20 protein-coding genes and 1 pseudogene are annotated in these 22704 nt (G+C 40.9%); 5 read left to right on the top strand and 16 right to left on the bottom strand.

The features are described 5' to 3' along the window. Positions 1–176: 176 nt before the first annotated feature. Both PSH48_RS09960 and PSH48_RS09955 read right to left on the bottom strand, forming a co-directional pair. Positions 177–647 carry a GNAT family N-acetyltransferase gene (locus PSH48_RS09960; RefSeq protein ID WP_004588851.1) on the bottom strand — a complete coding sequence of 157 codons (471 nt, stop codon included), beginning with the start codon at positions 645–647 and terminating at the stop codon, positions 177–179. Between the two features lie 158 nt (positions 648–805). Continuing rightward, positions 806–3070 (bottom strand): sensor domain-containing phosphodiesterase, encoded by a 2265-nt coding sequence (locus PSH48_RS09955; RefSeq protein WP_273611481.1) that lies wholly within the window; start codon positions 3068–3070, stop codon positions 806–808. Positions 3071–3456: 386 nt separating this feature from the next. Here PSH48_RS09955 and cysZ point away from each other — a divergent pair, with 386 nt between their 5' ends. Beyond that, positions 3457–4170, top strand: a complete 714-nt coding sequence (gene cysZ / locus PSH48_RS09950; RefSeq protein ID WP_004588849.1) for a sulfate transporter CysZ — start codon at positions 3457–3459, stop codon at positions 4168–4170. A 49-nt stretch (positions 4171–4219) separates the two neighbouring features. Here cysZ and PSH48_RS09945 read toward each other — a convergent pair whose 3' ends face one another. The 14 genes and pseudogenes from PSH48_RS09945 to hemA form a co-directional block, all read right to left on the bottom strand. Further along, on the bottom strand, positions 4220–4759 hold the full coding sequence (locus tag PSH48_RS09945; protein ID WP_273611480.1) for a hypothetical protein: 540 nt from the start codon (positions 4757–4759) through the stop codon (positions 4220–4222). Next, positions 4760–8074, bottom strand: a complete 3315-nt coding sequence (locus PSH48_RS09940; RefSeq protein ID WP_273611479.1) for a PKD domain-containing protein — start codon at positions 8072–8074, stop codon at positions 4760–4762. It abuts the gene before it with no gap. Positions 8075–8091: 17 nt separating this feature from the next. After that, positions 8092–9177 (bottom strand): 23S rRNA (cytidine(2498)-2'-O)-methyltransferase RlmM, encoded by a 1086-nt coding sequence (gene rlmM / locus PSH48_RS09935; RefSeq protein WP_273611478.1) that lies wholly within the window; start codon positions 9175–9177, stop codon positions 8092–8094. A 17-nt stretch (positions 9178–9194) separates the two neighbouring features. Beyond that, positions 9195–9563, bottom strand: coding sequence for a DUF423 domain-containing protein (locus tag PSH48_RS09930; RefSeq protein WP_024034182.1), 369 nt, complete (start codon positions 9561–9563; stop codon positions 9195–9197). Continuing rightward, positions 9560–10195, bottom strand: a complete 636-nt coding sequence (locus tag PSH48_RS09925; protein WP_273611477.1) for an alpha/beta family hydrolase — start codon at positions 10193–10195, stop codon at positions 9560–9562. The genes PSH48_RS09930 and PSH48_RS09925 overlap by 4 nt, the downstream gene beginning before the upstream one ends. Before the next feature lie 2 nt (positions 10196–10197). Then, positions 10198–11094, bottom strand: coding sequence for a transcriptional regulator GcvA (locus tag PSH48_RS09920; RefSeq protein WP_004588843.1), 897 nt, complete (start codon positions 11092–11094; stop codon positions 10198–10200). A 128-nt stretch (positions 11095–11222) separates the two neighbouring features. Continuing rightward, positions 11223–12077: a 3-deoxy-8-phosphooctulonate synthase gene (gene kdsA / locus PSH48_RS09915; protein WP_024034184.1), complete on the bottom strand. Its 855-nt coding sequence runs from the start codon at positions 12075–12077 to the stop codon at positions 11223–11225. Between the two features lie 9 nt (positions 12078–12086). Next, on the bottom strand, positions 12087–13340 hold the full coding sequence (locus PSH48_RS09910) for a DUF819 family protein (protein WP_138579197.1): 1254 nt from the start codon (positions 13338–13340) through the stop codon (positions 12087–12089). A 14-nt stretch (positions 13341–13354) separates the two neighbouring features. Next, positions 13355–14182 (bottom strand): tetratricopeptide repeat protein, encoded by an 828-nt coding sequence (locus PSH48_RS09905; protein WP_004588840.1) that lies wholly within the window; start codon positions 14180–14182, stop codon positions 13355–13357. Positions 14183–14474: 292 nt separating this feature from the next. Further along, the gene (locus PSH48_RS09900) at positions 14475–14849 is read right to left on the bottom strand and encodes a SirB2 family protein (protein WP_273611476.1); all 375 of its coding nucleotides are present in this window, start codon (positions 14847–14849) and stop codon (positions 14475–14477) included. A 314-nt stretch (positions 14850–15163) separates the two neighbouring features. Further along, positions 15164–16105: pseudogene (locus PSH48_RS09895) on the bottom strand (DUF3369 domain-containing protein); the annotation flags it as partial. Between the two features lie 57 nt (positions 16106–16162). After that, positions 16163–17002 (bottom strand): peptide chain release factor N(5)-glutamine methyltransferase, encoded by an 840-nt coding sequence (gene prmC, locus PSH48_RS09890; protein WP_273611475.1) that lies wholly within the window; start codon positions 17000–17002, stop codon positions 16163–16165. A 2-nt stretch (positions 17003–17004) separates the two neighbouring features. After that, entirely contained in the window at positions 17005–18090 is a 1086-nt protein-coding gene (gene prfA, locus PSH48_RS09885) for a peptide chain release factor 1 (protein WP_004588836.1), read from the bottom strand. Between the two features lie 7 nt (positions 18091–18097). Further along, the gene (gene hemA, locus PSH48_RS09880; protein ID WP_004588835.1) at positions 18098–19354 is read right to left on the bottom strand and encodes a glutamyl-tRNA reductase; all 1257 of its coding nucleotides are present in this window, start codon (positions 19352–19354) and stop codon (positions 18098–18100) included. Positions 19355–19437: 83 nt separating this feature from the next. Between hemA and lolB the strand changes: the two genes are divergently transcribed. The 4 genes from lolB (at position 19438) to PSH48_RS09860 (ending at position 22689) form a co-directional block, all read left to right on the top strand. Beyond that, on the top strand, positions 19438–20025 hold the full coding sequence (gene lolB, locus PSH48_RS09875) for a lipoprotein insertase outer membrane protein LolB (RefSeq protein WP_273611474.1): 588 nt from the start codon (positions 19438–19440) through the stop codon (positions 20023–20025). Between the two features lie 2 nt (positions 20026–20027). Continuing rightward, complete coding sequence (ispE, locus tag PSH48_RS09870) at positions 20028–20885, top strand: 4-(cytidine 5'-diphospho)-2-C-methyl-D-erythritol kinase (RefSeq protein WP_273611473.1); 858 nt, start codon at positions 20028–20030, stop codon at positions 20883–20885. Between the two features lie 90 nt (positions 20886–20975). Then, a complete protein-coding gene (locus PSH48_RS09865) occupies positions 20976–21923 on the top strand; it encodes a ribose-phosphate pyrophosphokinase (RefSeq protein ID WP_004588832.1) in 948 nt (315 codons plus the stop codon). A 151-nt stretch (positions 21924–22074) separates the two neighbouring features. Continuing rightward, a complete protein-coding gene (locus PSH48_RS09860) occupies positions 22075–22689 on the top strand; it encodes a 50S ribosomal protein L25/general stress protein Ctc (RefSeq protein WP_004588831.1) in 615 nt (204 codons plus the stop codon). Positions 22690–22704: the final 15 nt, after the last annotated feature.

The raw sequence follows: 22704 nt of genomic DNA, 5'->3' as shown, positions 1-22704 counted from the left end.
TTTATGCAAAAAAGCTTGTTTATAGCCAGGGTTTGCCTCTTAAAATCATTAAGTATTACTGTGCACAGGTATTAAATATACGTGGCGAATTTTATACGAAGATAGCAGTGAAAAACAGTGAAGTATTTTTTGCGCCTACAGAGTCAGCTATAGGCACACAGTAGTAAATAGCTTATTTATTCTGGCTCAGGGCTCAGGGCAAGCTCCATAAATACACTTTGTGGGTTATCTTGATACGAGCCAAAGCTTGCACAGCGCGCAAAACCTAAATCTTCATATAAACTAATTGATTCGGTTTGCTTTGGGCCTGTTTCTAATCGGATAAGTGGAATTTTTGTTTCGCCGGCGTAATGCAGTAGGTTTTGCATTATGCGTCTTGAAAAACCTCTACCACGGTAACTTGGTTTTACGTATAAACGCCTTATTTCGCCATATAGCGCGCCGTCATTTTGCTTAACAATAGCGCCACAGGCAATAATGCCATCTTCGTTTTTTAAACCAATTGCATAAACGTTGTCTTTGCTTAATTCTTCTAATTTGAGAGATTGGGCTGTAGCCACGGGGTATAAGGAGTTTATCAGTCTATCTATATCTGCAAACACATTAACTACATCAGGATCCTTAGGGGTTAATTCGACTAACTGCATCTCTTGTCGTCCATTTTATTATTTTGAATCGTTATAGTGACTTCATAATATATACTTAATACGCGTGTTCCTAGTGTTGTTTAAACAAAATGTTTTAATAAGGTAAAAATGGCTTTATTAAAACGTTAGCTTAATTTACAAAAACGACGCACAGCCTGCTAAGCACTTAGGCTTTGCTTTTTTAATTGATGGGCATGCCACTTAATATAATTACTGGCATTCATAGGTTTTGCGACTAAATAGCCTTGTATGCAATCTGCATTGAGCAAGTTTAGTAACTCAAATTGCGCCTCTTGCTCTACACCTTCAGCAACAACGGTAATGTCTAAACTTTTGCCTAGGCTTATAATCGTATTAACAATATTAAAGCCTTTGCCTTTATCTAAAATCTTATCGATAAAGCTTTTATCAATTTTTATTTCCTGTACGGGGAAAGCATTTAAATGAGCTAAACAGGAGTACCCTGTACCAAAGTCGTCAATAGAAAACACAAAACCTTGTTCTTGTAGCTCCGTCATTTGCTTTATTGTGCTGTCAATATCGCCCGATAGCATGGTTTCGGTGATCTCAAGTTTAATATGCTGCGGCTTTATGTTGAACTCTTTAATTGTAGAGCAGAGCTCACGGGTAAGCTGCGCAGAATTAAACTGTATGTGACTAATATTTATAGATACGCTAAAGTGCTCATCTATCATGTTTTTTTCATTAAGTTGATTAATAAGGCTGCATATATTGCGAAGCACTATGTTTTGCAGTTTTTGAATCAGCCCATATTGCTCTGCAATAGGAATAAACTGATTAGGCGCAATAACCCCTTTATTAGGGTGTATCCACCTTATCAGGGCTTCTGCACCTACTATCTTTCCTTGCATACTAATTTGCGGCTGAAAATACGCACAAAATTCGTTATTAGCGATTGCTCTTACAATATCCGTTTCTAATTCGGCTTGGTTTTCGAGTAAAGTTTGCAGTTTAGGGTCATAAAAGCTGCAGCTATTGCCACCTTTTGCCTTAGAGCGGTACATGGCGGTATCTGCAAATTTTAATATGTTATCGGTGGCTGTGTGCTCTTCGTTAATTAAGCAAATACCTATACTGCAGCTAACTTGAAATGCCAGCTCCCCTATTGCAAACTTATCATTAAACACGCCTTGTACTTTTTTAGCGACTATTTCAGATTCAATACAGGCTTGGTGATTATGCTCGCCAATGTATTCGAGTAAAATAATAAATTCATCACCGCCCACTCTAGCTAAAGTATCAGATGATCGTATTACGCCACCTAAGCGTTTTGCTAATTCTATTAATACTTGATCTCCGGCGCCGTGGCCTAATGAATCGTTTATTCTTTTAAAGTTATCAACATCTAAAAACAGCAATGCGCCCGTTTTTTTGGTGCGTTTAATACGCTCCACACACTTTGCTAGGCTGTCGCTGAGCATTCGTCTATTAGGGAGCCCTGTTAGTGGATCAAAAAACGCAAGCCGTTGAACTTCTTGCTCGGCTTTTTTGCGAAGGGTCACATCTCTTGCCATCCACACTACGTGCTTAAGTTCTGGTTTTTCTGGCTGATAGTTAGTAAGTGCAGCCGCTCTTCCTTCAAAGGTTATGTGGCCTTTGGGCACGGCTAAATCGTACTCAAATATTTGCATTTCATTGGTGAGAATGGTTTTTTTAATAATCCCCATGATCATGTCGGCATCTTTTTCTGGGAACAAGTCTTGCACATTTTGACCAATTAAATCGGTGGGCGATTCAAGTAATAAGTCACTCGAGGTTCCGTAAATATCGGTATAGACGCCCTCTTCGTTCAAAATCAAAATAAGATCGGGCATCACTTGCGTAAATGCTTTAAATTTTTCATTACTTTTTTGCAGGTCTGCCACTAGCTGCCTAGCTTTGAGCGACTCTGCGTTTTTTTCTAGTGCTATGCTAGAAAAGTGTACAAAATAGTCAATGAGTTCTAAATCTTGCTGTGTAGGTGCTTTAGGGGTGCCGTGGTAAATAGCAAAAGTACCTAATATTTCATTGGTGGTTGAAATAACCGGGGTTGACCAACAAGAATATAAACCGTACCTGTGCGCTAAATCTTTGTAATCTTCCCACAAGGGCGAAAGGTCAATATTTTGCGCAATAACTCGCTCATTTTTATAGGCTGCGGTGCCACAAGACCCTACATTAGGGCCTATAAACACACCATTAATTGCCTTTAAATATTCATCGTCAATATTTGGGGCAGCACGATGAAATAACTGATTACCTGTTAAAGACAGTATTGAGCATCTTGCAGAGCTGTCTTCAATAACTTGCTCTATAGCTAAACAAATATCTTGTAAAACATCGTCTAAGGCAATGCCTAACGCGATTTTAGATAATATATCCTGCTGGTGAGATAACAATTGTTTTAGTTTTGCAGTATTCATACTTCACCATGCATCTAGGTACTTTTATGTTGCTACGCACTTTAAAAAAGTGCAGTGCATCAACAAATTCCTGCTCTTAGTTCATATATTTAAAATGAGTATAGTTAATAAACTTACAGCGCGAGTTTTATTATTACGATTATGGAAATTGTTTTTTAATAAAATAGCTAAAAAACAACTTTAGTATGCGTTAAGCCTACATTATTTTGCAACAAAAAATAAACATCCATAACAAAAACAATCCAGCCAACACACTCTAAAACTTTTTAAAAATTTTGCAGGTTTAACACTTTGTTACTTAAAAAGGCTGTTCAAAATTATCAGTCTAATTATACTGCATGCAGATATGAGTCTTTTTTGAGGTTACTGTGCAGATCATACAAGGTATGGAATATTTTTTTTCAGGCTTTAAATTAATTAGCCAAAAAGGCCTTAAGCGCTTTGTGCTTATTCCACTTTTACTTAATATTTTATTGTTTGGTAGTTCATTATTCTTTTTATTTGGTTGGTTAAGCGACAGCTTTAATTATATAAACAACATGTTACCTGAGTGGCTAAGCTGGCTTGAATGGTTAATGTGGCCTATTGCCGTGCTTGTGGTGCTATTTAGTTACAGCATGCTATTTACGGTCATAACCAACTTTATTGCGGCCCCTTTTAACGGACTACTCAGCGAAAAAGTAGAGCTTTATTTAACGGGTCAAAAAATAAATGACGACGGTTTTGCTGATTTAGTAAAAGACATTCCACGCATGGTAGGCAGAGAGTGGACAAAGCTTTGCTATTACTTACCCCGCGCTATTGGCTTTTTTATTTTGCTGTGGATTTTACCCGTTATTGGACAAGTGTTATGGGTTTTATTTACATGTTGGATGTATGCTGTGCAATACAAAGATTTTGCCTTTGATAACCATAAAGTAGGCTTTAAACAAATGAAAGACGATTTAAAGTCTAAACAAGGTTTATCTTATGGCTTTGGCTTTGCTGTTATGCTGCTCACTGCAATCCCATTTATTAACCTAATTGTTATGCCCGTTGCTGTGTGTGGCGCTACTCGTTTGTGGGTAGATAATTATCGCTCTAAATACCGAGCGGGCTAACAAACACTATGGCAAATAATAAAAGCACCTTTTGGTGCTTTTATTTTATCTATATCAACTTAAGTGCAGTGTAATTTAGTCTAGCGCGCCTTGGCAGTGCTGCATTTTTTTCATCTTGTAAAGTAAACGCTGTGATCACTATCGAGAATAACTGCTTTTTAAAAGTAATATTAATGACTTCGCCTATTTTAGTTTTATAAGTGTGTTGCTGATTAAACAGTTTAAGTTCACCGTTTGCTAATTGCTCAACATACAAATAGGGGGTGTGCAAAGGCAGTTTTAACCTTATAACATTTAAACTGCTTTGCTCCTGTACTGCTACCCACTCCCCATCTTTATAAAGCGTATTAAAACGCGTTATGCCCTCGGGCTGAAGTACAGAGTCGTTTTGTATTGAACACGTGCTACACCCGTTTACTCGCCTTTGCTGCCAATTTACTGGCTTGTTATCATAATAAAGCGCATCAGTTAGTAACCATTCACTACTATGGCTACTACTGGCTTTATTAATAGCGCCTTGGCTACAGGCAGCAACTAAACAAATAATAGCTCCTTGTAAAAGTGCAGCATTTATAAATCGGTAGCTCATTTAGCGCTCTTTAATTGCTTTAATTTGGTTAATTATAGCCTCGCTTGGCGCTGCTTCTTTTATATAGCTAGGCAATGAAGTAGAAACAGCGTGAACACGCTGCTGTTGATACAGCTTATGGCTCATCGTATTTGCCACACCAAATCGGTTACCTGCACTTTGTGAGTAAAACTGTAAGTTAATCATGCTCCACTCATCGGTATCCGTTAATACAGTAATTTGCGAGTCTTGGTTTGCATCAAAGTTAGTTAATGTATCGCCTAAAATTGCATTACAATTATAATCGACCGCCTCAGAGCCAGGCCTGTTTAATCCTGCGCTTTCATCAATAGCACTTTCATTTATATTTGCAGCGCTGCCGTTTGAATAATCAATGATAAAATCATCCGTTGATCCTGTTTGATTATTGGTATTTGGCACAAGGTCGCAGTTAATGTTGTTGGTATAAAACCGGTCGTAATAACGATCACCTTCGTTATTACCTATGCTTGCAAGCCCCGTTAATTGATATAGATAATTCATAGAGCTTAAATGATTTGGCTTAAAGTTCACTTCTTCGTCGCCGCCATGATAAAGCCCTAAATTATGCCCCAACTCATGAAAAATAGTAGACGCTTGGTAATTATTCGTCACATTTTGTGATGTTTGATCATCAACCGATAACCCCCATCCGCCCATAGTCAGCATTAGGTCATTACCATTTATTTCGGCAATACCTGAGCCACTAATGCTGCCATCTTCGTTACCACTGTTTGCCATTAATAAATAATGAAAAATTGGGCGGCGCGTTGTATCGGCATATTCCATTTTATAGGCAAATAAATTAGCAGTACCTTGGTCATATTCAAAGGGCGTGTAGCTGTTAAACGGTACGGTTGTACCGCCTCCTAAATCAAAGTTAGCGGTGGAAATACCTGTGCTTTGGTCAAACAAATCGCCTACATCAAAATGCACTGTGTAACCGTTACTTGCAAATACGCTCACTACTTTTTCTAATGCTGTACGCTGTGGCGTAATACCTATATCGGTACTGTCCATATAATCAATTTCTATAAATATATCTTTTTGATTTTCCCGTGCGCCCCATTCATATAAAGGCAGCCCGCCAAATGTTGTGCCTTCTTGCTCACTGCAATCAGGGATCCCATCTAAATCTGTATCGGTATCACAGCTAATATCATTTTGCCCTGCCGGCGTATTAAACACTGAGTAAACCCAATCACTTGCTTGATTAGTATCTGTTGCATTAAGCGCACGTTTTAAGCTTGACCCTTGTTCGGCCTGCATTTGAGGTGCGTTATCGCCTTGCCATTGCGTGGCACTAACCGGTTGCTGGGTAGAATTACCAAATTTAACAAAGTCGATTGTTTGTGTGGCGGCGCTATTTAATAACTCTGCAAAGCCATTTATATACCAATAAGGACGTAGGGCATCGCTTTGGTTACCCACCAGCACAATTTTAGGGTTATTAAGTGCCGCACTTGCTAAAAACTCATCACCAAAACGACTTTGCAGTAAAATATAACTGCCGTTTTCTAATACTTTGTTGGGTAATGTAAATACTTGCTCTGCGCTCACTGAGCTATCAAGCATATTAATTGCGCGCGTTTTTAATGAATAGTTTTGTAAATTAACAGCCTCTCCAGTGCCGTTATAAATCTCTACCCAGGGCGTATCATTAGTAAATTGCACCGATATGAGTTCGGTTATTTTTAAATCTTGGGTTGAGGTGGTAAATTCACTCACTTGGCCTGCTGTCGCAGCAGTACCAGAAAAATTAACTAATTGATCATTTACACGCACTTTGTAAAGCGTGTTTTCTGAAAAATCAGCGCTTAAGTTAACGTTTTTAAAATAGTCACTCGTCTCATCAGGCGCTCCAGATACGCTCTCTACATTAAGTGCAACACAGCTTGAAAAATCATCACTTGATACCTGAACACTGCCTTCACAGCTCCCCGCGCTACTATTTACGGTTAACGAACTGCTCAGCATCACATCTGAAAACGTAATGCTGATGGGGGTGTCAACCAATACCGGTTCATCTGCCCCATTAGGCGTTATTTCTGTCACCGTTGCAGCGCTGGTATCAATAATTGTCGTATTAAGCAAAAAGTTGGTGCTGTCTTTACCATCACTAGCAGTCAGTGTGTAGCTTTTTGCAGAAATACTATTTACAGGCGGTGTATAGCTAAAGCGCAGCGCTTGGGCATCAATAACGCTCACCTGCGCCCCTTCTAGGTCATTTGGAAAAGTAATTTGTACCGTATCGCCATCGGCATCATTTACCGTCAAATTAAATTCAGCACTTAAGTTATATTGCACCTCAACGGTTACATCATCTGCCACAGGCGGATTGTTAGGCGGCACCACAATCACCGTTTTTTGGGCGCTATTAGTTGCATCGTCGTTATCTCTAACGGTGGCTAAAAAGGTAATATTGGTATTTTGAGCAACTGTTGGAGCATTAAACGTAATGCTGGAGTCGGTTTGCGTAAATTCGACCACGGGGCCGTTTGTTTGCTGCCAGCTTAGCTCGCTAATGGTGCCATCGCTGTCCTGCGCTGTAGCTGTTATTGTCACTGACTCATTTTGCATTGCCTCGTCAGGCCCAGCTAAGGTAACACTAGGTGCGCTATTTAATTGCGTAATAAGTACCGTGGCACTGCTTTGTACAGTGCCCCCGGCATTGTCGGTTACAGTAACACTAAAACCAAGCGTTTCATTTTCACTTACATTTGGGGCGGTAAAGCTTAATTCACCTTCAGTTTGGCTAAATTCGATGGAGGAGCCAGCAGATTGTACCCACACTATGGCGCTAATTGTGCCATCTATGTCTTGTGCATTAGCAATTAAACTCACTTGGGTATTAGCCAGTGCACTGCTTGGGCCTGTAATATTAACTGTGGGAGGGGTGTTTTGAACCGTGATAGTCCCAGAGAACACTTGCTCTGTAGTGGCGCCGTCATTATCGGTTACTAGCACCGAAAAACTAAAATCAGTGTCGCTTTCTACACTGGGGGCCGTTGCTGTGAGTATGTTGCCATTGGCAGTAAAGGTAAATTCAGGCCCCGACAGCTGCTGCCATTGATAACTAGACACCTGCCCGTCACTATCGCTTGCCTGAGCCGTAATAGTAAAGGTTTGGTTAGCAACAATAACGCTGCTGCTTACATCAACACTCACAGTAGGGGCGGTATTGCCAGTTGAGCCACTATCGGTGGCGTCACTATCGCTGCCACCGCCGCCGCAACCGGCTATTAAAAGTGATAAAAAAAGTAATCCTAGCCATTTATAAACATTATTTAATACCACTTTTATGCCTCTATGATTTAGCTATACAAATTTTGGGGCACCTTAACAACGTTTAAATGAACGGTGATTTCCTCACGATCATGATACAAATGCTTAGCTTGCAACTCATAGGTTATACCGTACTCAGTAAGCTCTTCTTTGATCATCGTTAGGCATTCATAAACACTATCAAAGCGTTTTTTCATAGGCAGCTTTAAATTAAATATCAGCTCTTTGGCGTATGCGTTTACTGCCCAGTCAATCATTAGATTAGTCACTTTGGTTGGTTTTTCCACCATATCGCACACTAACCAGTTAATATTTCTTTTTTCTGGGCGGTATTTAAAACCATCGGCTCTAAAGTGTTTAACTTGGCCTGTTTCCATCAAACTATCGTTCATTGGGCCATTATCTATTGCGCTAACAAACATCCCTCTGCGTACTAATTGATAGGTCCAACCGCCTGGGCAAGCGCCTAAATCAACCCCTCGCATGCCTGGTTGTACTCGCGCTTCTCGCTCTTTTTCAGGGATAAAAACATTAAAGGCTTCGTCAAGTTTTAACGTTGAGCGGCTCGGTCCGTCACTTGGCATACGTAAACGTAAAATGCCCATAAAAAACGGCGAATTATTATAACTATACGAATACCCTACATACGCGGCATTGTTTGCTAAAAATAGTACATGCATTACCGGGCGGTTTACCTTTGGCTCACGTAATACCGTGTTTTGCTTTTCGAGTGTTTTTTTTAACGGCGTTGATATTTTTTTACAAAAGGTCAGTAGCTCTTTACCTTCGTTAGTATCGGGGGTTTCTACGCGCAATTCACTACACAAAGGAAAATCCTTTGCGGCTTCTTTTAATGCAGTGACCCTATCTTCTACCGGCATATTTTCGATTAACGTGCCAGCAAACCACTGCCGCGCAAATACCATATTTTTAAAGTCGACCTTTTTGATTATTTCGTCGCTGTGTTGCGCTTCAAAACATTCATAAATCACGTAGCCGGTATTTGGTTTGGCTTTTACATAGCCGGCAAAACCTTGCTCGGCAGCATGAAACGTTATTTCAGCAGCCGCATCGTTTTCAAAACCACTACGACAATAAATCACAACACTAGACATATTAACCCTTAAACTCTTTAAAACTTAAATCGTGCAACTTGCACTAAAATAACAACCCAACCAATTATAAAACATAACCCACCTAATGGGGTTATTGGGCCTAACCACTTCATGCCGCTTAGGGCTAGTAAATATAAGCTGCCACTAAAAAGCAGTGTACCGGCAATAAAAAAACCTCCCGCCACGGTTAAATTAATACCCCACTTAATAAGAATCGCCACGGCTATAAGCGCTAAACCATGCACCATTTGATACTCAGCTGCGGTTTTAAATACCCCGAGAGAATACTCAGTTAGACGGCTTTTTAAGCCATGCGCGGCAAATGCCCCTAACATAACCGACAGCATGCAAAAAAAGCTGCCCGTGAGTAAAAATAATTTAATCATAATTGCTCCACTCTATTGGCTATAAATTTACCTGCTTCAAGCGCTGCAGTTTCACGATTTTGCAGCTCGCTCACACCACTTTTTTTGCGTGGTTTGAGTGAATGGTCGCCATCGCTAAGCCACACATAGCTTGGCTGTTTTGGCATAGAAAGCGTTTTAAGCTCTTCACGGGTGCCAAAGGTATCTCGCTCGCCTTGTAAGACTAAAAACGGGCAAGGTATGTCTGCAAAATGATCGGTGCGTAGCTTTTCTGGCTTACCGGGCGGATGAAACGGATAGCCAAACGCTAATACACCTGCAATCGGTTGTGTAGAGCTACAAGCAAGCATAGAAGCCATACGCCCGCCCATCGACTTGCCGCCAATAAATAACGGTAAATTAGGTTGCGCATTTGTTAGTACTTGCTCGTAATAAGCTAACAGTTTAGGGGCTCGCTCTGGCGGTCTACGTTTTTGTGTTTTTTTAGCAATTTGCATGTATTCAAAATCAAATAAACCTACATCAATACCCTGCGCACTAATGAGTTTAGCCATATGCTGCATAAAATCAGAATCTGATCCAGCTCCGGCACCATGCGCAAATATAAACTGTGCAATAGCCGGCTGCGTTGCGCTTTTAAACCATTCAATCATTATTAATACTCTTGTTCTTGTTCAACTAAGCTCAGCATCCAATCTTTAAACGAGACTATTTTACCCAGCTCTGTTTGCGACTCTCTAATCACTAAGTAATACGCGTTTTTACTCTCTAAGCTGTGGCTAAATGGGATCACTAAACGGCCCGCGTCAATATCGGGTTTAGCAAGCACACTATTGCCTATTGCTACACCTTGACCGTGCACCGCGGCTTGGAGCACCATTGATGAGTGGCTAAATATAGGGCCTTGATTCACTTGTACATTACGTACACCCGCCGTTTTCATCCAGGTTTTCCAGTTACGGCGCGTGGTATCGTGCAACAAAGTGTGCTGAGCTAAGTCACTCGGTTGATTAAGCGGTTTATGCCCGCTTAATAACAGTGGGCTACATAAAGGCACTAAATACTCGGTGTGCAATTTGTAAGTTTGAACCCCACTCCAGTGCCCTCGGCCGTAGTAAATGGCAATATCTACATCATCGGTTAACGAGTTTTCGTCTTGGTCTTGCGCTTTTATACGCACATCTATTTCGGGGTGGAGTTCGTTAAATAAACTTAATCGAGGTACCAACCACTGAATTGCAAAACTCGGGGTCAAACTTACGGTAAGTGAGCCTTTTGCACCGCGAGCAAGTAGCTTTTCGGTGGCATCTATCAGCTGGGTAAAAATCTCTTTAATATCTAAAAAATAGCCTTGGCCTTCTTCGGTTAATAATAACGAGCGATTTTTACGTAAAAACAATTTTAAGCCTAAATGCTCTTCAAGGGTTTTAATTTGATGGCTCACTGCCGCTTGCGTTACATACAGCTCTTCTGCTGCTTTAGTAAAGCTTAAATGGCGTGCCGCGGCTTCAAAAGCTTTAAGTGCGTTTAATGGGGGGACTCGTCTTGACATAGTAACCAAGCTTAGAATTAGTTTTTCTTATGCGTAAGATTATATACAGCATCGTTGTGTGTGTATATTAATGGAATAAAAAAAGCGACCTAAGTCGCTTTTTAAACATTACCTAAATAGGTGTTAAATTATAAATCGCTTGCGCTTGTATCAAGTGGTGCAAAGCTTTTAATTAAGTCATCTACTGCTTTCATTTGCGATAAGTACCCTTCAAGCTTGCTAAGTGCTAATGCACATGGGCCATCACACTTTGCTTCATTAGGGTTAGGGTGCGCTTCAATAAATAGGCCCGCAATGCCCAGTGCCATGCCGCTGCGAGCAAGCTCGGCAGCTTGTGCACGGCGTCCATCAGCAGAGTCTGCTCGCCCGCCTGGGCGCTGTAGTGCATGAGTGGCATCAAAAATAACTGGTGCCATGGCTTTCATGTCATCCATACCTAGCATATCAACAACTAAGTTGTTGTAGCCAAAGCTTGAGCCGCGCTCACACAGTGCAACATTATCATTACCTGCTTCATTAAATTTAGTAATGATATGACGCATTTCGTGCGGCGCTAAAAACTGTGGTTTTTTCACATTAATAATGGCACCCGTTTTTGCCATAGCTACCACTAAATCGGTTTGGCGTGCTAAAAATGCAGGTAACTGAATTACATCAACCACTTCAGCAACAGGCGCTGCTTGGTGTGGTTCGTGCACGTCGGTTATAAGCGGGATATTAAAGGTATTTTTAATCTCTTCAAATATTTTTAAGCCTTCTTCCATACCTGGGCCGCGGTAAGAATTTATTGATGAGCGATTCGCTTTATCAAACGAGGCTTTAAATACATAAGGAATATTTAATTTAGACGTTACTTCTACATAGTGCTCTGCAATACGCATTGCTAAATCGCGCGACTCTAAAACATTCATACCACCGAATAATACAAATGGTTTGTCATTTGCCAGCTCAATGTTATTAATATCAATTACTTGGTTGTTCATTTAAATTCCTTAAGGTGCAACTGCTTGCATCATTAATCCACAAATGTAGGCCATATATGTACCTACACCATACCCTAGTACAGCTAATAAAACGCCCACTGGCGCAAGCGAAGGGTGAAACGCAGAAGCCACCACAGGCGCCGACGCAGCGCCGCCAACGTTAGCTTGCGAGCCCACCGCCATATAAAATAACGGGGCTTTTATTACTTTGGCTACAATCAGCATTAAACTTGCGTGTGTTAGCATCCAAATAGCCCCAATTAAAAATAACCCAGGGTTACTAAATATAGCGGTTACGTTCATATGTAAGCCAATTGATGCCACTAAAATATATAAAAAGCTTGAAGCAACTTTTGATGCGCCAAACGCTTCTATTTGCCTTACTTTAGTAAATGATAAACTAATACCAATAGTGGTTGAAATAACAATTAGCCAAAAGAATTTACTGTTTAAGCTGTACTCTTTAGCCCACGCATAATTGTTTGCAAAAAACGGCCCTAAAAAGTCGGCACAAAAATGAGCTAGCCCCGTTATACCAAATGCTATGGCAATAATGGTCATGTAATCATTGAGTGTCGGCATGCGGGCATGCTCTGCATGGTATTGCTCAACACGGTTTTTTAAATCTTCTATGGCGGTTGTATCAGCCCCTGTTGCGGCATCAATTTTTTTATGGTTTGCGGCCATTAGTAATAAAACAGCCATCCAAATATTCGCCACAATCACATCAACGGTCACCATAACCGAAAATATATCGCCGCCCACTTCAAACATTTCTTTCATTGAAGCTTGGTTAGCGCCGCCGCCAATCCAGCTGCCGGCAACCGTTGTCATACCACGCCAAACAGCATCAGGGCCGTGGCCGCCTACTAAATCAGGGCTAAATACACTAACCACTAAAATAGATAAAGGCCCACCAATCACAATGCCCAACGTACCCACTAAAAACATAATTAGCGCTTTGGGGCCTAAATTAATAATCGCTTTTAAATCAATACTAATAGTAAGTAAGATTAAACATGCTGGCAGCAAATAGCGCGAAGCAACATAGTAAATATTTGAACTATGACCATCTACAATGCCAAACGTATTGAGTAAAGAAGGTAAAAAGTAACACAGCAATAATGCTGGTACATATTTATAAAATGCTTTTAGTTTGGGGTTTTCGCTGCTAGAGGTTTTAAAAATGAACCCTAAAATTACAGCAAGCAAACCCAGTACAACAGCATCATTGGTAATTAATGCAGTGTGAGTATCAGCCATATTTGTTCCTATTCTTAATGGTGTGTTTTATTATTATCTTCAAGTTCTTCTAGTTGATGCTGAATAATTTCGATTGCCGGATCGTCCGGGCACTCATCAATAAAAAACTGTAAATCATCGCGTGCCATTTTAGGACAATCTAACTGATTGAGTAAGTAACCTCTGTCGCGTCTCTCGTACGGATCATCGCCTAATAGCTCCATTAGCAACTCAACACATACCAGCGCGTGGCCAAATTTATTTTCGCTAATAAACGACCATTTTTGCTGCGCTAAAAACAATTTATAAACTTCATCGTTATAAATAAGCTCAAGTGGCTCTTGCTCTTGGCCATTTTCTTCATCCGCATTTTCAGGAATGATGTACCAGCTCTGTTGCCCACTGCTAGGCTCAATAATGTAGCCTTCTTCATCACTTATTGCGACATGCACGCTAATATCGCCCTGATTAATACACACACTGGCATCTAATTGCGCTTGCTCAAGCAAATGGCTCAATAAAATACCTAATGTGGTTATAGAGCCGCTGCGCATAGTGAGTGTATAGCTTAAGCTATTTATTTTATGCTCTGGCACCTTTAGCCCAGAGGCGCTAAATAGCCATTTGCTATAAAAAATATCAAGAAGGGCTTCTAATCTATCGTGTGGGTCTTTTTGCTTTGCGCACATAGCAGTGATCTGCTGCTCAAAGTCAGTTAATACAGAAAAAGTTGGTGCTAAATCTATTTGAGGGTCCCATTTCGATTCTGCATTAATACACCGATAAAGTGGCGGTGGAGTAAATTCATCATATGCATCATCTAAATAAGATTCGTCGTGTTCGTCATACCCGAGGGTGGTCATCAATACTACAACATTTATTAAAAAACGAAGGCGTAGTTTACCTAATTTTACGGATAGTTACCAATACAGCGAAGCTCCCACCCATAATTATACCCCAGAGGTGTGCTTTATAGTAAAAGGAGTAGGCCAGCCTGGCTGAAAAATGGTGAAGGCTATGAGACGGGCAAAGGTGTATTAACTGTATTAACTGTTACTCAAGTTCCTTGGGGGTTTAAGTCCCATACTTATAAGTATCGTGCGTGTTTAAAAAGCATATACACGCACCGACACTTAACTTGCAACAGAGTAGCTATTATAAAAGTAGCGGCGATTTTGCCGTTGCCAAATACCCTATCGCTAAAATCATAACCGTGTTAACTACCACATACATAATTTTTGGCAGCGTATTAGTTTGTTTAGAACTAATAATACCTATCGCAATATAAATCACTACAAGCACTATTTTTTCTAATAACCATAGTTGCTCAAAGGGGTTTATTTTTGCCATGAACACCAATGTTATTGCAGAAATAAGTAATAAAGTGTCAATGCTGTGACTGCCAATAAAAACCAGTTTATTTTTGGCAAGCTTGCCACTGCCCATACGCGAAAAAGAGCGGATGTAAAATAAGATAACGCTTAGCATAGCAATTGCCATGTGTGAGTGTTTTACTGCTAAATAATCCATAAGCCTCAGTACTTTTTGTTTTGTTAAATTTAGTTAAGTGCGTTTAATACCAATCCGCTTAATTAAGTGATCTATTTTGAGGATGGAAAAACGTGTTGATAGCTAGGCAAAAAATTTGCTATTTAGTTGTTCTAAATGAGAATTTTTTAACGCTGATAGCAACACGTTTAGCCCCCTCAAAATGATTAAGTATTATTGCTGCTTGGTATAATACCAAGTACTACGCACTGCTTTGGCTATTATGCCTCACAAACTAAAAAGCACATAGTCGCAAGGCTATGTGCTTTTTAAATTTATAGTAACGATTAACGTTGTTGTCGTTGCACGTTCTCAAATGCTAGTTGTACATTTTGCGAAAAAATCTCAATTAAATTACGTTGCGTATCGGTTATATTTTTAGGGATCCCCGATATAAATAACATCGAATTGTGATTGTACTCGCTGCTACAATAAGCAAATAAATAGTTATCTTTATAAATTATGCTTTTATCTTTAAGTGCTTGATGACACGCCTCTAGTTGCTCGTTTTGCAGCACAGCATCTAATTCTTTACCCTCGCTTTGCTCAAACTCACCCGTACCAGAGCGTACTATTAGCTTATCATTACTATTTTCTTGCGTATTTTGCGCCACTAACGTAGTGGCATACACCGCTTGATCAGCAATGCCTAATAACGAGGTAAGTTGCTGCATCACCCCTTCAATAAACTGCTCTATTGAACGTGTGGCAAATATATCGCGCGAGGCAACAATAATTTTTTCAAGCCCTTCGCGAGATTGCTCTATAGAAATAATATCGCGATACGAGCGTAAGCTCGACATAATCACAGTAAACAGCTTTTGCGCTGTCAGCTCTGTTTTCGATTTATAGTCGTTAATATCGTAATTAATAATGACTTGGCGCTCAGGCGCCTGCCCAGGCTGACCGGTTCTTAAAATAATGCGAATATGATTATTTTTAGCTTCTTCGCGAATAAATTTAGCAACCTGTAGCCCAGCGTCATCTGTTTCCATTACCACATCTAGCAGTACAATAGCGGCATCTGGGTGCGCATTTATTAATTCTTTTGCTTCAGCGCCCGAGTATGCGCTTAAAAATTCTAAACGTTTGTTCTGAAATTCAAAATCACTCAACGCAAGCTTTGTAACAGCATGAACTTCAGGTTCGTCATCAACGATTAATACTTTCCAAGTGCCAAGCTCTACTTCACTTTCTAACTCATCTGGCTCATCTGAAAATAAAAAATCACCCATCATATTAAAGGTTCCTTAATGCATTTATAGAACACACAATCATGGCTGTTTATTATCAAATTAAGGCCACTGTGCGAGCGTTACACGATCGTTATTTCCCAAGTCTTTTACTGTTTTAATATTTATATACGCCATTTGCTTAAACAAATGCCGAACAGCTTCACCCTGTTCAAAACCATGTTCTATTAAAAGATAGCCACTAGGGAGCAAATAGTCACGTGATTGTGTAATTATTTGTTTTATATCAGCCATTCCTGCCTCATCGGCCACTAACGCAGAAAGAGGCTCAAAGCGCACATCCCCTTCTTTTAAATGTTTATCGTCGTGTTCAATGTACGGTGGGTTGGTCACAATTAAATTAAACTGCTCATTTTTCAGTGCGCTAAACCAGTTACTTTGCTTAACTTGCACATTATTAATGGCTAAACGCTGCTGATTACGAGTCGATAAGGCCACCGCATCTGCTACTTTGTCGACTGCTGTAATTTGCCATGTTGGCATTTCACTGCCAAGTGCAAGTGCAATAGCGCCGGTGCCAGTGCCTAAATCAAGCACTTTTGCTTGCTCAGGCACGGTAAGTGCTAAAGCTTGCTCAACGAGTGTTTCAGTATCAGGCCTAGGAATAAGCGTTGTAGCATTCACCTCGAGCGCTAAGCTCCAAAATTCGCGCTGGCCAATAATATGCGCTACGGGTTCACCATTTAAACGCCGTTCACAAAATTCATCATATTGGCGCTGTTCGTCGCTGCTAAGTAGGTTATCTGGCCAGGTAAATAAGTAACTGCGGGGTTTTTGAAGAATATGTAATAGCAGTACTTGTGCGTCTAATTTAGCGCTGTCGCTAGTTGGTGCAAGTTTAGTTGCACCAACCGCTATTGCCTGCTCAAGCGTGTGGCTCACAATTACTCATCGCCCATTGCGGCAAGTAAATCAGCCTGATGCTCTTGCATTAATGGATCGATAATTGCGCCTAAATCACCAGTTACCACTTCGTTTAAGCGATAAAGCGTTAAATTAATACGGTGATCGGTAATACGCCCTTGCGGGTAGTTGTAAGTACGAATACGCTCAGAGCGATCGCCACTGCCCACTAAGTTACGACGCTCAGAGGCCTCAGCCGCATGACGTTTTTCATCTTCGGCTTGCTGTAAACGCGCGGCAAGTACCGACATCGCTTTAGCACGGTTTTTATGTTGCGAACGCTCATCCTGACACTCAACCACAACACCCGTTGGAATATGAGTAATACGAATTGCCGAGTCGGTTTTATTTACGTGCTGACCACCGGCGCCGGAGGCTCTAAAGGTATCTACTTTTATATCGGCGGTGTTTATTTCAATGGCTTCAGCTTCTGGAATTTCGGCCATTACTGCGACCGTACACGCAGAGGTATGTACACGCCCTTGCGACTCAGTCTCTGGTACACGTTGTACACGGTGAGCGCCCGATTCAAACTTAAGCTTACCGTACACACCTTCACCGCTAATATTTGCAATAACTTCTTTGTAGCCGCCGTGTTCACCTTCGTTGGTGCTCACTACTTCAACTTTCCATTTTTGTGTTTCGGCGTAACGGCTGTACATTCTAAATAAATCGCCTGCAAAAATAGCCGCTTCGTCACCACCGGTACCCGCACGTACTTCTAAAAATACATTGTTGTTATCTTTAGGATCTTTAGGAAGCATAAGCACTTGTAGCTCATCTTCTAATGATAAAATTTGCGCTTTAGCTTCTTTGTATTCTTCTTGCGCCATTTCACGCATATCTGGGTCTGAATCTTTTAGCATTTCTTCAGCAGTCGCTACATCGTCTTGCGCTTGTTGGTATGCTAAAAATGTTTTTACAATTTCTTCAAGCTCAGAGTATTCTTTTGAAAGAGCACGAAAGCGGTTTTGATCACTAATGACCGACGGATCGCTCAGTAGCGCTTGTACTTCTTCGTAGCGCTCTACTAAGGTTTCTAATTTACGATATACAGACTCTTTCATTTAACTGTTATTCCTGATCAATACCTAACATTTTTTTCAACTGAGTTAGTTGTGCCACTTCACCTTTTTTAGCCGCATCTTGAATTGCACGGGTAGGCGCGTGCATTAAGCGGTTGGTTAATTTATTGGCCAACTCTAATATAATTTTTTCTGCGTCTTTACCTGTATTTAGCTGGCTAACCGCCCGCTCAACAAGTTCTGACTTAATGGTTTGTACGTCGTTTCGGTAGTGGCGAATTAAATCAACCGAATCGAGAGAGCGAACCCACATTTCAAATTCTTTTACGCGCTCGCTTATTATTAATTGTGCTTGTTCTGCCGCCTGTTCACGCGCGGCCATATTCTCGCTTACAATGGCTTGTAAGTCATCAACGGAATATAAATAGGCTGCGTCAAGCTCGCCTACTTGGCTTTCTATATCGCGCGGTACGGCAATATCAATAAACAGCATAGGTTTATGGCGGCGCTGTTTTAATGCTTGCTCCACCACCCCTTTACCTATTATTGGTAACGTACTGGCGGTTGAGCTAATAACAATATCGGCTTTGTGTAAACGCTCAGGTAGTTGTGCCAGCGCAATCACATCGGCCGACACTTCCTGCGCTAAACCGCGTGCACGCTCAATGGTTCTGTTGGCAACCGTAATTTGTTGCGGCTCATTTTGATATAAATGTTTAGCTACAAGCTCTATTGTTTCGCCGGCACCAATTAATAACACATTGGTTTTATCAAGCTTGCCATAAATATGTTTTGCTAAATTAACCGCAGCAAACGCCACCGACACAGCACTGGCACCAATATCGGTGTCGGTACGGACCTGCTTAGCTACCGAAAAGGTTTTTTGAAACAACCTGTCAAACTTAACGCCTACGGCATCGTGTGTTTTGGCGCTATGATAAGCTTGCTTAATTTGCCCTAAAATTTGCGGCTCGCCCAATACCAATGAATCTAAGCCGCACGCAACACGCATTAAATGATTAATGGCTGCATCACCTTGGTGGCAATATATATTTTTGCTCAGTTCGTGTTCATCCAAACCATGGAAACTGGCAAGCCATGCTAGCAGTGCTTGGGAATTTGACTGCTCAAGGCTACAATAGATTTCGGTACGGTTACAGGTAGATACAATAACGGCTTCGTTAAAGTCGGCATGACCGCTTAATTGCTGGAGCGCCTCAGACATTTGCTCAGGCGAAAAAGCCACTTTTTCACGTAATTCTACGGATGCGGTTTTGTGATTTATACCAAGTGCTATGATGGTCATATTTGCCAAATATTGCTGCGCCCTACTTTAAAGGCGGCAATTTTACCAAAAATCAGCGGAATATGGAAAGTAAGGAACAACATTTGATTAGACATTATTTAATTTTATTCACTCTTTTTTTGTTTTTAGCGGGCTGCGCCCACCAAATTGATACAAAAACAACGCTTTACGATGATTGGAAACCACGCTTAGCAGCGCAAAAAACCTGGCAAGCACAAGGTAAATTAGCGTTTATAAGCCCTGATGAGCGCCAATCTGCAAACTTAAATTGGCAACAAGACGAAAAACAAAACAACTTAGTGCTCACTACGTTTATTGGTACTCGTATATTATCGCTTAAACAAACCCGCACAGGTGCGGTACTTGATTACGACGATAAAACATACACAGATACTAGCGCTGCGTTATTATTAAAACGCTTAACCGGTTTTGACCTGCCAGTTGATAACGCCGATAACTGGTTAAAAGGCACATTAACGTCGCAAACATTAAAAGTAGACGAACTTGGCCGTGCACAACAAGTTATTTGGTACGATAACAGCAATAAAAAGTGGCAAATAACGTATTCAAACTATAAACAGCAAGGTGGCTTTTGGGTTCCTAGCAATGTCACGCTAAAACATCAGCAAATTAAAATCAAAATTCAACTCTACAATTGGCAATTTAATTAAGTATGAATACTAAAACAGCTTTTTCGGTCATTGCACCGGCAAAACTTAACTTATTTTTACACATCAATGCGCGCCGTGATGACGGTTATCACGAACTAGAAACCTTATTTACCTTTTTAAATTTTGGCGACACACTCGACTTTTCAGTTAACGAAGCGCCCACTATTTTAATAACGGGTGATACGAAAGGCATAGCAGATTGCGATAATCTCATCTATAAAGCCGCGTTATTGCTTAAAAATCACTGTGGCACTTCATCAGGTGTAAAAATAAATCTCACGAAACGTTTACCTATGGGTGGCGGTGTAGGAGGCGGTTCATCCGATGCAGCCACCACGTTACTTGCACTTAATAAAATGTGGAATACACAACTAAATATTGATGAATTAGCAAACTTAGGCCTGCAATTAGGCGCCGACGTGCCGGTATTTATTCGTGGTAAAAGCGCCATAGCACACGGTATTGGCGAACAATTGGTTGACGTAGAGCTTGAACAAAAATGGTATTGCGTTGTGCACCCTAATCAGCATGTCAGTACCGCTAAAATATTCACTCACCCAGATTTAAAACGCGATACACCAAAAATTTCAGGTGATTGGCGAACCCATAAATTAACCAACGATTGTGAGCCTTTAGTTAAAAAGCTCTGCCCCGAGGTTGAAAAAACCCTGCAGTGGTTGCTAAAATACGCCCCGTCGAAGATGACCGGAACAGGTTCATGTTGTTTTGTCGAATTTGCTAGCCAAGTTCAAGCACAAGATGTACTTGATAACCTCCCCCATACTTGGCAGGGTTTTGTTGCTTCTAGCGCAAATGTCTCACCTGCTCATACGGAGCTTGCCGCCATATTCGATCAATGAAGTAACGTACAAGTAATCATAAGTTAACGCGTAGTGGGTTTTACCTATTTACCCGTTAGTCCAAAAATTCAGTGCCTGAGGAACCCTACCGTGCCTGACATGAAGCTCTTCGCTGGTAACGCAACACCTGAGTTAGCTCAAAAAGTTGCAAAACGTTTGTATATTGAATTAGGCGATGCTGTTGTTGGCCGTTTTAGCGACGGTGAGATCAGTGTTCAAATAAATGAAAATGTTCGTGGCTCGGATGTTTTTATCTTGCAATCAACCTGTGCCCCTACTAACGATAACCTAATGGAACTTATCGTTATGGTTGATGCTCTACGTCGTGCATCAGCAGGTCGTATTACTGCCGTCATTCCTTATTTTGGTTATGCACGTCAAGACCGTCGAGTACGTTCTGCGCGCGTTCCAATTACCGCTAAAGTTGTTGCCGATTTCTTATCAAGTGTAGGTGTTGACCGCGTTCTTACGGTTGATTTACACGCTGAGCAAATACAAGGTTTCTTTGACGTACCAGTAGATAACGTATTTGGTAGCCCTGTATTACTTGAAGATATGGAAGAGCGTGAGTTTGAAGACGTTGTTGTAGTATCACCAGATATTGGTGGTGTAGTACGTGCCCGTGCTATTGCAAAACTACTTCACGACACAGACCTTGCTATTATTGATAAACGTCGCCCTCAAGCAAACGTTTCTCAAGTAATGCATATTATTGGTGATGTTGAAGGCCGCGACTGTATTATCGTAGATGATATGATTGATACCGGTGGTACTTTATGTAAAGCCGCAGAAGCACTTAAAGAACACGGCGCTAAACGCGTATTTGCCTATGCAACGCACCCTATTTTATCTGGCAAAGCTGCAGAGAACATTCGTAACTCAGTAATTGATGAAGTAATTGTAACTGACTCAATTCCGTTATCTGATGAATTAAAAGCGCTTGATAAAGTAAAAGTACTGACTCTTGCTGACATGTTAGCCGAAACAATTCGTCGCATCAGCAATGAAGAATCTATTTCAGCGATGTTTGAACACTAAAATCACACATTCGTTGGAACATATAAGCGCCTTTTGGCGCTTTTTTTGTATGTGTTGTTTATTTTATTGGGGGGCGGTGTTATGATAGCGCGCCTTTTGGGTAGGGACCTTGGTCGCAAAGGCCCTAACACTTTTAATTATTGGAGACATTATGTCTAACGAAACTTATACTTACAACGCTGAACTTCGCGTAGAAACTGGTACTGGTGCGAGCCGCCGCCTACGTCGCGAAGACAAAGTACCTGCTATCCTTTACGGTGCAGATAAAGAAGCGGTATCGCTTACTCTTGCTCATAAAGACATGATCAAAGCACAAGAAAGCGAAGGTTTTTACACGCACATTCTTACGCTAAATGTTGGCGGCGAGTCTGTTGAAGCTATCTTAAAAGATATTCAACGTCACCCATTCAAGCCAAAAATCACTCACCTTGATTTCCAACGTGTAGATGCAACTCACAAATTAGTAACTAAAGTTCCTCTTCACTTCATCGGTGAAGAAGCAGTTACTAAAGCTGGCGCAACTGTTGTTCACCAGTTAACTGAAGTTGAGATTTCTTGTCTTCCTAAAGCACTTCCAGAATTCGTTGAAGTTAACGTTTCTAATTTAGTAGTTGGTGATTCAGTTCACATTTCTGACCTTGAACTTCCTTCAGGTGTTCAGTCTGTTGAACTAGGTAAAGGCGAAGGCCACGACCTGTCAGTAGTTACAATCAAAGCTAACAAAGCAGCTCCTACTGAAGAAGAAGCTTCAGACGCTGCTGAATAATATTTAAGGTCTTGC

This window comes from Pseudoalteromonas sp. Angola-4, from assembly GCF_028599265.1.
In the GTDB taxonomy this organism is placed as follows: domain Bacteria; phylum Pseudomonadota; class Gammaproteobacteria; order Enterobacterales; family Alteromonadaceae; genus Pseudoalteromonas; species Pseudoalteromonas atlantica.
The sequence above is the reverse complement of the archived record's forward strand: the minus strand, read 5'-3'. Positions and strand labels throughout refer to the sequence as shown.